The organism is Pseudomonas sp. MYb193, assembly GCF_002966775.1.
GTDB lineage: Bacteria > Pseudomonadota > Gammaproteobacteria > Pseudomonadales > Pseudomonadaceae > Aquipseudomonas > Aquipseudomonas paracarnis.
The window spans coordinates 385,540-400,376 of record NZ_CP023269.1 but is presented as its reverse complement, the minus strand read 5'-3'; the positions used below and the strand labels follow the sequence as shown (position 1 = coordinate 400,376).

The 14,837-nt window shown below is 58.5% G+C and carries 12 protein-coding genes; 4 read left to right on the top strand and 8 right to left on the bottom strand.

Annotated elements, in window-relative coordinates:
- Positions 1-240: 240 nt before the first annotated feature.
- Complete coding sequence (locus tag CLM72_RS01775; RefSeq protein ID WP_105225450.1) at positions 241-801, bottom strand: HutD family protein; 561 nt, start codon at positions 799-801, stop codon at positions 241-243.
- Entirely contained in the window at positions 798-1,508 is a 711-nt protein-coding gene (gene hutC / locus CLM72_RS01770) for a histidine utilization repressor (RefSeq protein WP_232917554.1), read from the bottom strand. The genes CLM72_RS01775 and hutC overlap by 4 nt, the downstream gene beginning before the upstream one ends.
- A 147-nt stretch (positions 1,509-1,655) precedes the next feature.
- Between hutC and CLM72_RS01765 the strand changes: the two genes are divergently transcribed.
- Positions 1,656-3,020 (top strand): formimidoylglutamate deiminase, encoded by a 1,365-nt coding sequence (locus tag CLM72_RS01765; protein WP_105225448.1) that lies wholly within the window; start codon positions 1,656-1,658, stop codon positions 3,018-3,020.
- 125 nt (positions 3,021-3,145) lie between these two features.
- Here CLM72_RS01765 and CLM72_RS01755 read toward each other — a convergent pair whose 3' ends face one another.
- The 4 genes from CLM72_RS01755 to CLM72_RS01740 form a co-directional block, all read right to left on the bottom strand.
- A complete protein-coding gene (locus CLM72_RS01755) occupies positions 3,146-3,715 on the bottom strand; it encodes a lipocalin family protein (RefSeq protein ID WP_034117302.1) in 570 nt (189 codons plus the stop codon).
- 30 nt (positions 3,716-3,745) lie between these two features.
- A complete protein-coding gene (locus tag CLM72_RS01750) occupies positions 3,746-4,000 on the bottom strand; it encodes a hypothetical protein (protein ID WP_003187823.1) in 255 nt (84 codons plus the stop codon).
- A 176-nt stretch (positions 4,001-4,176) separates the two neighbouring features.
- On the bottom strand, positions 4,177-5,187 hold the full coding sequence (locus CLM72_RS01745; protein WP_003187818.1) for a class 1 fructose-bisphosphatase: 1,011 nt from the start codon (positions 5,185-5,187) through the stop codon (positions 4,177-4,179).
- 215 nt (positions 5,188-5,402) lie between these two features.
- A complete protein-coding gene (locus tag CLM72_RS01740; RefSeq protein WP_105225447.1) occupies positions 5,403-7,853 on the bottom strand; it encodes a glycogen/starch/alpha-glucan phosphorylase in 2,451 nt (816 codons plus the stop codon).
- A gap of 237 nt (positions 7,854-8,090) precedes the next feature.
- On the opposite strand from CLM72_RS01740, the gene CLM72_RS01735 reads away from it, so the two are divergent.
- A complete protein-coding gene (locus tag CLM72_RS01735) occupies positions 8,091-8,525 on the top strand; it encodes a YkgJ family cysteine cluster protein (RefSeq protein ID WP_003187815.1) in 435 nt (144 codons plus the stop codon).
- 195 nt (positions 8,526-8,720) lie between these two features.
- Here the strand turns inward: CLM72_RS01735 and typA are convergent, their stop codons facing one another.
- Both typA and thiI read right to left on the bottom strand, forming a co-directional pair.
- The gene (typA, locus tag CLM72_RS01730) at positions 8,721-10,541 is read right to left on the bottom strand and encodes a translational GTPase TypA (RefSeq protein WP_014716526.1); all 1,821 of its coding nucleotides are present in this window, start codon (positions 10,539-10,541) and stop codon (positions 8,721-8,723) included.
- 139 nt (positions 10,542-10,680) lie between these two features.
- Positions 10,681-12,135, bottom strand: a complete 1,455-nt coding sequence (gene thiI / locus CLM72_RS01725; RefSeq protein ID WP_034125541.1) for a tRNA uracil 4-sulfurtransferase ThiI — start codon at positions 12,133-12,135, stop codon at positions 10,681-10,683.
- Positions 12,136-12,469: 334 nt separating this feature from the next.
- Here thiI and glnA point away from each other — a divergent pair, with 334 nt between their 5' ends.
- Positions 12,470-13,876, top strand: coding sequence for a type I glutamate--ammonia ligase (glnA, locus tag CLM72_RS01715; protein ID WP_003187811.1), 1,407 nt, complete (start codon positions 12,470-12,472; stop codon positions 13,874-13,876).
- A gap of 204 nt (positions 13,877-14,080) precedes the next feature.
- Complete coding sequence (locus CLM72_RS01710; RefSeq protein WP_105225446.1) at positions 14,081-14,620, top strand: chorismate mutase; 540 nt, start codon at positions 14,081-14,083, stop codon at positions 14,618-14,620.
- The last annotated feature ends 217 nt before the right edge of the window (positions 14,621-14,837 follow it).

Genomic DNA, 14,837 nt, shown 5'->3' with positions numbered 1-14,837 from the left:
CTTCAACGCTTGATGAAATTTCTTACGGAGGTTTTTTGCAGCAAGGGGAATTTGTCACGGCAGCGAAGCTTTGCATCACGCTGGGGCGTTCGGTAACAAATGGGTGCGCGGGTTGGAAACAGATTTTGTGAACAATGCAGAAACAAATGTGGGAGCTGGCTTGCCTGCGATAGCAGTGTGTCAGTCAGCACATCCTAGGCTGATACACCGCTATCGCAGGCAAGCCAGCTCCCACAGTTTTTAACCGAGTGCGGTCAGTTCGATGATGCAGCAGCGGCCTGTGACCGATATTTCCAGCAGTTCAGTGTTACCGTCCACTTGCAGGCAATCGTGGTGGCCGAGCTTTTCACCCAGCACCTTCACCTCGTCCGCCACGCTGAACACCAGCACCGTCTGCGCGGTACTGAAAAACTGCTGCACGCCATCCACCCACTGCAACCGTGCGTGGTAACGCTGTGGCGAGTAGATCAGGTTGAAGTCGCGAATCGGCCCGGTGATCAAACGGCATGACACCTGGCTTTCGCCCTTGAACGCGAACGGCTGCAACGGCAACAACCCGCGCTGCTCCTCACCGTCTACGGTCAGCACCATGCCGGCGCCTTTGATCACCGTAATCACGCGCTGGTAACCGGCGAAGGTGGAAAACCCACCCGACTCGGCGATATCGGCAATCGACAAACGCCAGCCAAATCCATCCAGGCCGGTGCCGGCGTCGCGACTGATTTCTTCGGTACTGCCGCCGCCGTTCTTCCACGGCATGCGCACGTAGTCGGCGGCGCGCCAGACGTTGATCTCACTCATTTACTGAAGCGTCCTTCGAGGCTGTGACGGGAGCCGGGGTGGATCAACCGCGCCGCAGTCACCGGTTGACGACCCGACCAGGTGCGTCGGCGAATCAACAGGCACGGCTCGCTCGGCTCGATCTGCAACAACTTGCACTCGGCGGCATCGGCGAGAATCGCCTCAACCACATGCTCACCCTCAGTCAACGGAGCGACCTGGTTCAAATAGGCATACGGGGTTTGCTGGGTGAAGTCCTGCTGTAGGTATAGCGGCGCGACCAGGGCGTTGACGAAACGGTCTTCGATTTGCACGGGAATGTCGTTCTCGTAATGCACGATCAACGAGTGGAACACCCGCCCGCCTTCGCGCATTTCCAAGGCGACGGCGCGCTCGGAACCAGCAGCTTCTTCGCCCAGGGTGATGACCTGGCAAGTGTGCCGATGCCCGCGGGAAGCGATTTCATCGGCGATGTTGTGCACTTCAAACAGCGCCGACTGGCTCTTGGGCTCGGCCACGAAGGTACCCACGCCTTGCATACGCACCAACAAGCCTTCGGCGGTCAGCTCGCGCAGGGCGCGGTTGATAGTCATGCGGCTGAAGCCCAACTCGCTGACCAGCTCGCTTTCCGACGGCACGCGGTAATGGGGCGGCCAGTTGCCGTTGAGGATCTGCTGGCTGATCATCTGTTTGACGCGGGCATACAAGGGCGCCGGACTTTCGTCCATGTGGGCAGCCAGCGAAGAGTTGGCGGGCGGAGTCGGCACAGGGAATCCTTGCAGGGGAAAAAGATGCATAGATTGCCGGAGTTTACCGAGCAGGCAAACGTCTGTATATGTATATACAAATAAACACACGACCGGGGTGCCTTGATCATGTCCGCTTTCTTTGCCGAACGCGCACTGCTGCCTAATGGATGGGCCAACGATGTACGTCTTGAAGTCAGCAGCGATGGCCTGCTGACAAAGGTTGAGCCCAATGCCAGTGCAGAAGGCGCGGAACGGCTCAGGGGCCCGGTGTTGGCGGGCATGCCGAACCTGCATTCCCATGCCTTCCAGCGCGCCATGGCGGGCTTGGCCGAAGTGGCCGGCAACCCCAATGACAGTTTCTGGACCTGGCGCGACTTGATGTACCGCATGGTCGGCAAGATCAACCCCGAGCAGTTGCAGGTCATCGCCCGCCAGCTGTATATCGAAATGCTCAAGGCCGGCTACACCTCGGTGGCCGAGTTCCATTACGTGCACCACGATCTCAGCGGCCAGCCCTATGCCGACCGTACGGAACTGTCCCGCCAGATCAGCCAGGCGGCCGCCAGCAGCGGGATCGGCCTGACCTTGCTGCCGGTGCTCTACACCCACGCGGGCTTTGGTGGCCAAGCGCCGAATGAAGGCCAGCGACGTTTTATCAATAGCACTGAAAACTACCTGGACCTGCAAGCACGCCTGCAGCCCATTCTGGCGGCACAACCGGCGCAGCAACTGGGCCTGTGCTTCCACTCCCTGCGCGCCGTAACCCCCGAACAAATCCATACCGTGCTGGGCGCCAGTGACAAAAACTGCCCGGTGCATATCCACATCGCCGAACAGCAAAAAGAAGTCGACGACTGCCTGGCCTGGAGCGGTAAGCGCCCGTTGCAGTGGCTGTATGACAATGTCCAGGTGGATGATCGCTGGTGCCTGGTGCATGCCACCCATGCCGATGCCGACGAAGTCACCCGCATGGCCAACAGCCGAGCGATTGCCGGTTTGTGCCTGACCACAGAGGCCAACCTGGGCGATGGGATTTTTCCGGCGGTGGACTTCCTCGCTCAGGGCGGCCGCATGGGCATCGGTTCCGACAGCCATGTGTCACTGAGCGTGGTGGAAGAATTGCGTTGGCTGGAATACGGCCAGCGCCTGCGCGATCAACGGCGTAATCGGTTGTATCGCAGTGACCAACCGATGGTGGGTCGCACGCTGTTCGATGCTGCGCTGGACGGTGGCGCACAAGCGCTGGGCCAGCCGATTGGTCGACTGCAAGTGGGCCAGCGTGCGGACTGGATAGTGCTGGACGGTAGCGACCCGTACTTGGCGACGGCCAGTGAGGATGGAATTCTCAACCGCTGGCTATTTGCCGGTGGTGATCGGCAAGTACGCGATGTACTGGTCAATGGCAAATGGGTGGTGCGAGATGGGCATCATGCTGGCGAAGAAGACAGCAGCCGGGCATTCACCCAGGTCCTGAAGGACTTGCTGAACTGACGACCAACCCATAACAACTGTGGGAGCTGGCTTGCCTGCGATACAGACACCTCGGTACTTCAGTTACACCGGGTTGATGCTATCGCAGGCAAGCCAGCTCCCACATTTGATGGGGGGGCTGCAAATTACTGAGACGTCTTCGCCATCTGCTTATCCGACGTACGCCAGATCAACCGCGTGGTGTCATAGCCTTGCTGTCGCGCCCTGCTCAGCAGGTCTTCGCGGGTATCGGCACTCACCGTCGGCGTGCGCGACAGGATCCACATATAACGACGGCTCGGGCTACCGACGATGGCGGTCTTGTAGTCATCGCTGACATACAGCACCCAGTAGTCGCCCTTGGCAACGCCCGGCAACAGTGATGTAAACCAGTTATTGAATTCCACCCACAGCTTGTCGGTCTTGCCTGGTACCTGCGGCGTAGCCGTGCCTTTGGCCTCTTGCCACTTCCACTCAGGCGTCAGGCAGCGGTTGAAAACCGACATGTCACCATCAGGCAGCAAGGTATAGCGGGCTTCGGATTGCGCACAGTTGCGCTGGAAGTACATCGGCAACCGGGCCAACTCATACCAAGTGCCCTGGTAACGCTTGAGGTTGACGTTGCTCGCAGTCTTGGGTTGCAGATCATCGCCAGAATGGCTGGCGCAGCCCGCCAAAAACAGGCTGGCGCAAAGGAACAAAACAAAACGCATCATTCTTCTTCTCCCGCAGGCTCGCGCCCCGGTTTACTTCAGGCCTTGCCCGGAAAACATCAGAACTTTGTCACCGGCGTACTGCACGCTGATAAAGCTGTTTTTATCGCCCCAGGTGCAGCTGGACATGCCCAGTGCGCCGGAACAATCGGTTGGCTTGCCCAGCAACGACTCCACCTCGGCTTTGGCCATGCCGGCTGAGAGCTTTTGGTAGTTTTCTTGGGTGACCTTGCTGCAAGCGGCTAAGAGCACGCAAAAAGCCAGCAGGGCGAGACGGCGTATAGACATGGAAAAGCTCCTGGAGAGACAAAGCAGCTGGGGTATCTGCCAGAAGCTTAGAAGGGAAAAGGGGTGTCTGGTTCCCGACGAGCGAAAACAAAAAAGCCCCGAAAACGCTGAAACGTTTCGGGGCTTCTTTAACGGTGATCCATCTCACAATACAGCGGCTCACCGCTCGTTACGGCTTACTTCTTGTGATAGGCCGTCACGCGCTCAACTTCTTCCTTCGAACCCAGGAACACCGCCACACGCTGGTGCAGGCCTTCAGGCTGAATGTCGAGGATGCGCTGGTGGCCGTCGGTAGACGCACCGCCTGCCTGTTCAACCAGGAACGACATCGGGTTGGCTTCGTACATCAGGCGCAGTTTGCCCGGCTTGGACGGCTCGCGGCTGTCGCGCGGATACATGAACAGGCCACCACGGGTCAGGATGCGGTGTACGTCGGCAACCATCGCGGCTACCCAGCGCATGTTGAAGTTCTTCTTCAGCGGGCCTTCTTCGCCTTCCATCAGCTCGTTGACGTAGCGCTTCACCGGTTCTTCCCAGTGGCGCTGGTTGGACATGTTGATGGCAAATTCCTGGGTAGAGGCAGGAATCGAAATGTCTTCGTGGGTCAGCACGAAGCTGCCCATTTCACGGTCCAGGGTGAAGCCTTTGACGCCGTCGCCCAGGGTCAGCACCAGCATGGTCTGTGGGCCGTAGATCGCATAGCCGGCAGCAACCTGCTCGGTGCCTGGTTGCAGGAAGGCCTTTTCGTTCAGGGCTTCGTTCTGGCTCAGGTATTCGTTGGGGCAACGCAGTACCGAGAAGATGGTGCCGACCGGTGCGTTGATGTCGATGTTGGACGAACCGTCCAGTGGGTCGAATACCAGCAGGTATGCGCCTTTCGGGTATTTGCCTGGGATCTGGTAGGCATTGTCCATTTCTTCGGACGCCATGCCGGCCAGGTGGCCGCCCCATTCGTTGGCTTCGAGCAGGATTTCGTTGGACAGAACGTCCAGTTTCTTCTGCACTTCGCCCTGCACGTTTTCAGTGCCCATGCTGCCCAGGACACCGCCCAGTGCGCCTTTGGAAACGGCGTGGCTGATTTCCTTGCAAGCACGCGCCACCACTTCGATAAGGAAGCGCAGATCGGCAGGCGTGTTGTTGCTGCGGGTCTGCTCGATCAAATAGCGACTCAAGGTAACGCGGGACATGGACGGCTCCGGAGAATGGGGGGCTAAAAACCCGCGCAGTTTAGCGCGAGTCGGGGCTGATTTCCTCTAATCAGAGGATTTAACGCCAATAGAGTTCACGACCAGGCTTGATGTGGGAGGGGGCTTGCCCCCGATTGCGGTCATTCAGTCAATGCATGAGTGACTGATCAACCGCTATCGGGGCAAGCCCCCTCCCACATTTTTAAACGCGGCGGTCAGTCGAGGGCTTTCCAGATCTCTGTGGCGTATTCGCGGATGGTGCGGTCCGAGCTGAACCAGCCCATGCGCGCTGTGTTGAGCACGGCCGAGCGCCACCAGGCCTTGGAGTCGTGCCAATGCGCCTCGACCCGCGCCTGGGCGTCCCAGTAGGCGTCAAAGTCGGCACACACCAGGAAGCGGTCGTAGTCGATCAGCCCATCGATCAGGCCCACATAGCGGCCCGGGTCATCCGGCGAAAATACCCCGCCACGGATCGCTTGCAGCACGTCGTTCAAGCGATGGGACGCGGCGATGTCCGGCCCGGCGCTGAACTCGCCGGCGTGCTTGCGGGCTTCTACCTGCTGGGCGCTGAGGCCAAAGATAAACATGTGCTCGGCGCCGACCCGCTCGTGCATCTCCACGTTGGCGCCGTCCATGGTGCCGATGGTCAGCGCACCGTTGAGGCCGAACTTCATGTTGCTGGTACCCGACGCCTCAAAGCCGGCCGTGGAAATCTGCTCCGACAAATCCGCTGCCGGAATGATGCTTTCCGCCAGGCTGACATTGTAGTTGGGCAGGAACACCACCTTGAGCAAACCGCGCACGGTCGGGTCATTGTTGACGGTGCGGGCGATGTCGTTGGTCAGCTTGATGATCAGCTTGGCCTGGTGATAACTGGCCGCTGCCTTACCGGCGAAGATCTTCACCCGCGGCACCCAATCGATGCCCGGCTCGGCACGGATCGCCTGGTACAGCGCCACGGTGTGCAGCAGGTTGAGCAGTTGGCGCTTGTATTCATGGATGCGCTTGACCTGCACGTCGAACATCGCCGCCGGGTTGATCGCAATGCCCAGGCGCTCATGGATGATCTGCGCCAGTGCGCGCTTGCTGTGCAGGCGCTGTTCAGCGAACGCTTTGCGGAAGGCCGGTTTCTCGGCAAAGGGTTCCAACTCGATAAGACGCTGCTCGGGCTGGTCCAGAATATCCGGGCCCAGGGCTTCCACCAGCATATCGGTCAACTTGGGGTTGGCCTGGTACAACCAGCGACGGAAGGTAATGCCGTTGGTTTTGTTGTTGATGCGCTCGGGGTAGAGCTTGTGCAGTTCAGAGAACACCGTGCTGCGCATTAGCTGGGTATGCAAACCGGACACGCCGTTGACGCTATGGGAGCCCAGGAATGCCAGGTTGCCCATGCGCACGCGACGGCCGTTGTCTTCTTCGATCAGCGACACAGCGCGCAAGACATCAAAGTCGTGGATGCCTTTGGCACGCAGCGAGTCGATGTGCTGGGCGTTGATCAGGTAGATGATCTGCATGTGCCGCGGCAGCATGCGCTCCATCAAACCGACAGGCCAGGTTTCCAGGGCCTCGGGCAGCAAGGTGTGGTTGGTGTACGAAAGGGTCTCGACGGTGACATCCCACGCGGCTTCCCACGGTACATCGTGCAGGTCGACCAGTTGGCGCATCAACTCGGCCACGGCGATGGACGGGTGGGTGTCGTTGAGCTGGATGGCGGCGTGCTCGCCCAGGCTGAGCACCGAACCGTGCATGTTCTTGTGGCGGCGCAGCAAATCCTGCAGGGACGCGGAGACGAAGAAATATTCCTGGCGCAGGCGCAGTTCCTGCCCTGCTTCGGTGCTGTCGGCCGGGTAAAGCACTCGGGAGATGCTTTCGGCACGGGCCACTTCGGCGACGGCGCCCAAATGGTCACCGGCGTTGAAGCGCTCCAAGTGCAGGTCTTCTACAGCCCGCGCACGCCAGAGGCGCAGGGTGTTGACGCTGGCGCCGCGCCAACCGACGACAGGCGTGTCATAGGCAACAGCACGTACGGTTTCGCTGGGTGACCACACCTGGATCATCTTGCCGGAGGCGTCCGCGACAGTTTCGACGCTGCCGCCAAAGCCGATCGGGTAAATCACTTCGGCGCGCTCGAATTCCCAAGGGTTACCGAAATCCAGCCAGCGTTCGGTCTGTTCCTGCTGCCAGCCGTCAACAATGGCCTGGCGAAACAAGCCGTGCTCATAACGGATGCCATAGCCGTGACCGGCAATCCCCAAGGTCGACATGCTTTCCATAAAGCACGCCGCCAACCGACCAAGGCCACCGTTGCCGAGCGCCGCGTCGGGCTCCAGCAGGCGGATGCGCTCCAGATCCACGCCCAGCTCCGACAGCGCTTCGCGAGCGATCTCCAGCACACCCAGGTTGCTCAGGCTGTCGTAGAGCAACCGGCCAATGAGAAATTCCAGAGAGAGGTAATAAACGCGCTTCTGGCCTTTGCGATAAATACGCCGCGTGTGGTCCATCCAGTGATCGACCATCTGGTCGCGGGCGGCCAGGGCAATGGCTTCGAACCAGTCATGGTCGAAGGCGTGATCCGGGTCCTTGCCCACCGCGTAGGTGAGTTTGGTCAAGACAGCATCGCGGAATGCGGCTACCTCTGCTTCTCGTGCAAGCGGTTCCTGAGACATCGGTGCGACCTCGGGCGAGATTGAAGGAGTTGCTAGAGCCTAGTCGGTCTGACAGACGGTAGACGTGCTGGTTCGGCAGTTTTTTAACTCATTGGCCATGGGCTGAATTTGATGCAGGGGTCGTGCCCGATCAGACCGTGGCTAAACCTTTGAGCTGAAAGCTGCAAAATATTGTTCAAAAAACCACCAATCCCGGTATGATCGCGCGCCCGGATAACGCCCCACCTTGGAACCTTGATGAAGCCTCAACTGATCGCCGCCGCGGAACTCGACCGTCTAGAGACCTGGCAGAAATATTCCGCCCATATGTGCGGCGGCTGCGTGTCCAGCTGCTGCACGCTGCCGGTGGAGGTGAAGATCAAGGACCTGATCCGCATTGGCATCGTCGATGAGTTCGAGCGCGGCGATCCGCCGAAGAACATCGCCAAGCGTTTGCAGAAAGAAGGCATCGTCGAGCGGTACAACAACAAGTCCGAAATTTTTACCCTGCAGCGCATGAGCAACAACGACTGCCTGTACCTGGATCGTAAGACGCGCTTTTGCACTATTTATGACAAGCGCCCGGATACGTGCCGTAACCACCCGAAAATCGGGCCGCGGCCGGGGTATTGCGCGTATAAGCCCAAGGAAGTGGTGCGCGAAACTAACTTCAAGACCCTCGACAAGTTCTGATCCGGATTTTGTAGTGCCCTCAAGGGCCTCATCGCAGGCAAGCCAGCTCCCACATTTGAATGTATTCACAGATCCAAAATGTGGGAGCCGGGCTTGCCCGCGATGAGGCCGGCACAGTCACCACAAAACCTGCAGGCATAAAAAAACGCCCCCGGCCTTTCGACCGGGGGCGTTTTTCATTCAGCCTGAGTTAACTCAGTTCTTGGCTTTCTTGGCAGCGCGGGTACGCTCGCCTTCGTCCAGGATCTTCTTACGCAGGCGGATCGACTTAGGCGTGACTTCGCACAGCTCGTCGTCCTGGATGAATTCCAGGGCCTGTTCCAGGGTGAAGCGAACAGGTGGAACCAGAGCGATGGTTTCGTCTTTGCCCGAAGCACGCATGTTGTCGAGCTTCTTGCCTTTGGTTGGGTTGACGCCCATGTCGTTGTCACGGCTGTTCAGACCAACGATCTGGCCGTTGTAGATCTCTTGACCGTGTTCAACGAACAGCTTGCCACGCGCCTGGAGGGTTTCCAGGGAGTAGGTCAGCGCCTTGCCGGTTTCTACCGATACCAGAACACCGTTCTGACGGCCGGACATGTCGCCGGACTTCATGGTGTCGTAGCGATCGAAGATCGAGGTCAGGATGCCAGCACCGTTGGTCAGGGTCAGGAACTGGTTACGGAAACCGATCAGACCACGAGCAGGGATGTTGTATTCCAGACGCACACGGCCTTTGCCATCCGGCACCATGTTGGTCAGGTCGCCCTTACGCAGGCCCATCTCTTCCATGACCTTGCCCTGGGATTCTTCAGGGGTGTCGATGGTGACGTTTTCGAACGGTTCCTGCTTCACGCCGTCAACTTGACGGATGATCACTTCCGGACGACCAACACCCATTTCGAAGCCTTCGCGACGCATGGTTTCGATCAGTACCGAGAGGTGCAGCTCACCACGGCCGGAGACCTTGAACTTGTCAGCCGAGTCGCCTTCTTCAACGCGCAGAGCAACGTTGTACAGCAGCTCCTTGTCCAGACGCTCCTTGATGTTACGGGAGGTCACGAACTTGCCTTCTTTACCGCAGAAAGGCGAGTCGTTTACCTGGAAGGTCATGGAAACGGTTGGCTCGTCAACGGTCAGAGGCTTCATCGCCTCGACGTTGTCCGGCTGGCACAGGGTGTCGGAGATGAACAGCGAGTCCATACCGCTCACGCATACGATGTCGCCAGCGAAAGCTTCTTCAACGTCGATGCGGTGCAGGCCGTGGTGACCCATCAGCTTCAGGATACGACCGTTGCGCTTCTTGCCGTCGGCGCCGATAGCGACAACCGGGGTGTTCGGCTTGACGCTACCACGAGCGATACGGCCAACGCCGATAACACCCAGGAAGCTGTTGTAGTCCAGTGCCGAGATTTGCATCTGGAACGGGCCTTCACGGTCGACTTTCGGTGCTGGTACGTTGTCGACGATCGACTGGTACAGCGGAGTCATGTCTTCAGCCATGTCGGTGTGGTCAAGACCAGCAATACCGTTCAGGGCCGAGGCGTAGATGACCTGGAAGTCCAGCTGTTCTTCGGTGGCACCCAGGTTGTCGAACAGATCGAAGATCTGGTCCAGAACCCAGTCCGGACGCGCGCCTGGACGGTCAACCTTGTTGATGCACACGATCGGACGCAGGCCGGCTTCGAAAGCCTTCTTGGTCACGAAACGGGTTTGCGGCATAGGGCCGTCTTGAGCGTCAACCAGCAGCAGAACGGAGTCAACCATCGACATTACGCGTTCTACTTCGCCGCCGAAGTCGGCGTGGCCCGGGGTATCCACGATGTTGATGTGGTAGCCGTTCCAGTTGATAGCGGTGTTTTTTGCCAGGATGGTAATACCGCGCTCTTTTTCCTGGTCGTTGGAGTCCATCACGCGCTCGTCGTTGAGCTCGTTGCGCTCCAGGGTGCCGGATTGACGCAGGAGTTTGTCTACCAGGGTGGTTTTACCATGGTCAACGTGAGCAATGATGGCGATGTTACGTAGATTTTCGATCACTTGTGTATCTCGATCAGAGGATTCGGTGTGCTGACAGGTCGTGGCAGCGATTAACAGTAGAGTCAGGCCTTGCCGTTACAGCTTGACGGCAGAGTCGGGGGGCCGGTGACGCAGGCCACAGGCAAACAGCCCCGGGCTCTTAGCTCGGTCGATAAACGCGCACATTGGCATGCCCCTCACTGAGCAAATGGTGGGCATGCAGGCGACTCATCACGCCTTTGTCGCAATACAACAGGTACTGACGGCTGTTATCCAGTTCCTTGAAACGCGCGTTCAGTGCGTAGAACGGCAGCGTTTGCACGTCGATGCCAGCGATTTCCAGCGGCTCGTCTTCGGCGGCATCCGGATGACGGATGTCGACGACGATCTGGCCCGCCAGGGCTTCGCTGACTTCTTCGATCTGCACATCCTGGCCCAATTCGTCGATCACTCGATCGATTGGCACCAGCTTGGCGTTCTCGAGCGCACGCTCCAGAATCGCCATGTCGAATTCTTTTTCTTCATGCTCCACGCGGTGACGCTTGGCGTGGGTCTTGGGGTTCACCGAAATGACCCCGCAGTATTCAGGCATATGCTTGGCAAAGTCGGCGGTGCCGATTTGCTCTGCCAGGTCGATGATGTCCTGCTTATGGCTGGCGATCAGCGGGCGTAGCACCAGCTTCTCGGTCACGCAGTCAATGATCGACAGGTTAGGCAGCGTCTGGCTGGAAACCTGGGAAATCGCTTCGCCGGTCACCAGGGCGTCGATCTGCAATTGATCGGCGATTCGGGACGCAGCGCGCAACATCATACGCTTCAATACTACGCCCATATGACTGTTATCGACTTTGCCGAGAATTTCGCCCAGCACTTCCTCGAACGGTACGCTTACAAATAGCACGCGTTGGGAGCTGCCGTATTTCTTCCAGATAAAGTGCGCGACTTCCATCACGCCCAATTCATGTGCACGCCCGCCCAGGTTGAAGAAGCAGAAGTGGCTCATCAGGCCGCGACGCATGATCTGGTAAGCCGCCACCGTGGAATCGAAACCGCCGGACATCAATACCAGAGTCTGTTCCAGGGCACCCAGCGGGTAGCCGCCGATGCTGTTGTGCTGGCTGTGGATCACGAACAACCGTTGGTCGCGAATTTCCATGCGCACTTCAATTTGTGGCGCTTTCAAGGAAATTCCAGCGGCACCGCACTCACGACGCAGCTTGCTGCCGACGTATTTCTCGACATCCATGGAGCTGAACGGGTGCTTGCCGGCACGCTTGCAACGCACCGAAAAAATCTTGCCTTCAAGCGCACTGCCGTAGTGCTGCTTGCACTTTTCGGTGATGTCGTCGAAGTCGCCCAGCGGGTACTCATCCACCTGCAGGAAATGCGCGATGCCCGGCATGCAGCTCAGGCGCTCGGTCATGTCCTTCAAGGCTTTGGCGTCGGTAATGCGGGTTTCCAGCTCGAGGTTGTCCCACACGCCGTTCACCACCACAGCCGGGTCCAGGTCACGGAGCACGGCACGGATGTTCTTGGCCAACTGACGGATGAAACGCGTCCGTACCGGTCGGCTTTTGATGGTGATCTCGGGGAAGACTTTAACGATTAATTTCATGGAAACAGCGCGCGCCGGGCCTGCTGAAAAAGGGGGGCGCGGATTATAGCGGAAATCGCTCAAGGTTTAACCAGTTAATATGCATTGCATACGCAATGCACCAAAACGGGTCATTTGCACAAATAAACGCTACATTGCAGTGCGCGATTTATGCCGTTTTTGCCGATTGCACCGTTATAGGGGCTATTTTGAGGCAAAACGGCCATGTTGGCGCACTGGCATGCAATTTGCTCTCTTGTGAGGCAGGTTGCCTTGGCGGAGTATCCGCGCCGGCATCACCCAAATTCTAAGGGCTAACTCCACTACCCAAGCCCGAAGCCACCCGGAGGACACCATGTCGAAGTCGGTTCAACTCATCAAAGATCATGACGTTAAATGGATTGATCTGCGCTTCACGGACACAAAAGGCACTCAGCACCACGTGACCATGCCGGCTCGCGATGCGCTGGAAGATGACTTCTTCGAGGTCGGCAAGATGTTCGACGGTTCCTCCATCGCCGGCTGGAAAGGCATCGAAGCCTCCGACATGATCCTGCTGCCAGACGACAGCACCGCCGTACTCGACCCCTTCACCGAAGAGCCGACCCTGATCCTGGTGTGCGACATCATCGAACCTTCGACCATGCAAGGCTATGACCGCGACCCACGCGCCATCGCCCACCGTGCCGAGGAATACCTGAAGTCCACCGGTATCGGCGACACCGCATTCTTCGGCCCTGAGCCAGAGTTCTTCATCTTCGACTCGGTGAAGTTCAAGTCCGACATCTCCGGCTCCATGTTCAAGATTTTCTCCGAGCAAGGCTCGTGGATGTCCGACCAGGACGTGGAAGGCGGCAACAAAGGCCACCGTCCAGGCGTGAAAGGCGGTTACTTCCCAGTACCACCGTTCGACTTCGACCATGAAATCCGTACCTCCATGTGCAACGCACTGGAAGAAATGGGCCAGACCGTTGAAGTTCACCACCACGAAGTGGCGACTGCCGGCCAGAACGAAATCGGCGTGAAATTCAACACGCTGGTGAAGAAGGCTGACGAAGTTCAAACCCTGAAATACTGCGTGCACAACGTTGCCGATGCCTATGGCCGCACCGCTACCTTCATGCCTAAGCCGCTGTACGGCGATAACGGCTCGGGCATGCACGTTCACGTATCGATTTCCAAAGACGGCAAGAACACCTTCGCCGGCGAAGGCTATGCCGGCCTGTCCGACACCGCTCTGTACTTCATCGGCGGCATCATCAAGCACGGCAAGGCCCTGAACGGCTTCACCAACCCGTCGACCAACTCCTACAAGCGTCTGGTCCCAGGTTTTGAAGCGCCGGTGATGCTGGCCTACTCGGCACGCAACCGCTCCGCCTCGATCCGTATTCCTTACGTCAACAGCCCTAAAGGCCGCCGTATCGAAGCGCGCTTCCCAGACCCGGCTGCCAACCCTTACCTGGCCTTCGCCGCCCTGATGATGGCCGGCCTGGACGGTATCCAGAACAAGATCCACCCTGGCGACGCCGCCGACAAAAACTTGTACGACCTGCCGCCTGAAGAGGCCAAAGAGATCCCACAAGTGTGCGGCAGCCTGAAAGAAGCCCTGGAAGAGCTGGACAAGGGCCGTGCGTTCCTGACCAAAGGCGGCGTTTTCAGCGACGACTTCATCGACGCTTACATCGCCCTGAAAAGCGAAGAAGAAATCAAAGTACGCACCTTCGTACACCCACTGGAATACGAGCTGTACTACAGCTGCTGATCCGGTAGCGCTGCTTGAGGCAGCGTGATGAGAAAGACCTCCTTCGGGAGGTCTTTTTTTTGCCTGGGCGTTACGCTACGCCAGCTCTGCAAACCCAATCAAAGTGTGGGAGCTGGCTTGACTGCGATAGCGCACTGCCGGCCACCTGCTGTATCACTGACACACCGCCATCGCGGGCAAGCCCGCTCCCACAGGAGATCACCTTTGAGATATCGACTTGTATTTGCCCTGCTGTTCATCAGTGCCAGTGCGAGCGCAGCGCCGCCTACGCTGGAACCCCTGCTCAACAGCATCGCCGAACGCCTGGAGATTGCCGACCAGGTAGCACTGAGCAAGTGGGACAGCCACAAGCCCGTGGAGGACAAGAAGCGCGAGCAAGAGGTGATCGCCAGCGTCACTGCCCAGGCGCCGAGCTACAAGCTGGACCCGGCCGCTGCCGAGCAGTTTTTCGCCGCACAGATCGAAGCCAATAAACTGGTGCAATACACCCACCTGTCCGATTGGCAGTTCCAGGGCAAAGCTCCCGACGACCCGCGCCCGGACTTGGTCCAGCAGATCCGCCCGCAATTGGACGAGCTGCAAAAAAGGCTGCTGCAGCAGCTGGCTGACTTCACGCCCTTGCGCACAGACCCTAAATGCCCCCAATGGCTGGCCGAGGCCGTGCACGAACCGCTGAATGATCCGCTGCGCCAACTGGCGATGATCCGCGCCACCGCCGAGCTCTGCATCTACAAAGGCGAGTGACTGCAAACCCAATTAAAAATGTGTGCAGCTGGCTTGCCTGCGATAGCGGTGTTGAATGCGCCACCGCTATCGCAGGCAAGCCAGCTCCCACGCTGACTACGATTTGCCTTAAATCTTCAGTTGCTGAACAACCTTCACAAAACCGCACTATATTGGTGCGATAGCCTGCACCCTTCTCAATGGCCCAGCCCATTTTGGTTCGAAACTTCCCGTTGAG

What these genes read in the sequence shown, in the direction of transcription:
- CLM72_RS01775 (WP_105225450.1), bottom strand. Translation starts at nt 801, where the DNA reads ATGAGTGAGATCAACGTCTGGCGCGCCGCCGACTACGTGCGCATGCCG.
- hutC (WP_232917554.1), bottom strand. Translation starts at nt 1,508, where the DNA reads ATGGACGAAAGTCCGGCGCCCTTGTATGCCCGCGTCAAACAGATGATC.
- CLM72_RS01765 (WP_105225448.1), top strand. Translation starts at nt 1,656, where the DNA reads ATGTCCGCTTTCTTTGCCGAACGCGCACTGCTGCCTAATGGATGGGCC.
- CLM72_RS01755 (WP_034117302.1), bottom strand. Translation starts at nt 3,715, where the DNA reads ATGATGCGTTTTGTTTTGTTCCTTTGCGCCAGCCTGTTTTTGGCGGGC.
- CLM72_RS01750 (WP_003187823.1), bottom strand. Translation starts at nt 4,000, where the DNA reads ATGTCTATACGCCGTCTCGCCCTGCTGGCTTTTTGCGTGCTCTTAGCC.
- CLM72_RS01745 (WP_003187818.1), bottom strand. Translation starts at nt 5,187, where the DNA reads ATGTCCCGCGTTACCTTGAGTCGCTATTTGATCGAGCAGACCCGCAGC.
- CLM72_RS01740 (WP_105225447.1), bottom strand. Translation starts at nt 7,853, where the DNA reads ATGTCTCAGGAACCGCTTGCACGAGAAGCAGAGGTAGCCGCATTCCGC.
- CLM72_RS01735 (WP_003187815.1), top strand. Translation starts at nt 8,091, where the DNA reads ATGAAGCCTCAACTGATCGCCGCCGCGGAACTCGACCGTCTAGAGACC.
- thiI (WP_034125541.1), bottom strand. Translation starts at nt 12,135, where the DNA reads ATGAAATTAATCGTTAAAGTCTTCCCCGAGATCACCATCAAAAGCCGA.
- glnA (WP_003187811.1), top strand. Translation starts at nt 12,470, where the DNA reads ATGTCGAAGTCGGTTCAACTCATCAAAGATCATGACGTTAAATGGATT.